This is a genomic window from Bowmanella dokdonensis (assembly GCF_017254865.1).
Classification (GTDB): Bacteria; Pseudomonadota; Gammaproteobacteria; order Enterobacterales; family Alteromonadaceae; genus Bowmanella; species Bowmanella dokdonensis.
Window position 1 is genome coordinate 1 of the sequence record NZ_JAFKCV010000334.1, and the last position, 297, is coordinate 297.

General features: G+C 48.1%; 1 protein-coding gene. It reads left to right on the forward strand.

The genetic code is table 11. The features are described 5' to 3' along the window. On the forward strand, nt 1-297 hold a 297-nt coding region (locus J0A66_RS22825; RefSeq protein WP_206576075.1), incomplete at both ends, for an ATP-binding cassette domain-containing protein.

The following is a 297-nucleotide window of genomic DNA, read 5'->3' on the forward strand; positions in this document are numbered from 1 at the left end:
GAATTTAACATCAATCATATCCGTCATAGTACCGGCATGAGCTTGTCTGGGGGAGAGCGACGCCGCGTGGAAATCGCCAGGGCCTTATCTGCCAATCCGCGCTTTATCTTGTTAGATGAACCCTTTGCGGGCGTTGATCCTATCTCGGTCAGTGACATCAAGAAGATTATTCATCACCTAAAAGACAGAGGAATCGGGGTACTGATCACTGACCATAATGTCAGAGAGACCCTGGATGTTTGTGAAAAAGCCTATATCGTCAGTCACGGAGAGCTGATTGCAGAAGGAAGTGCAGAG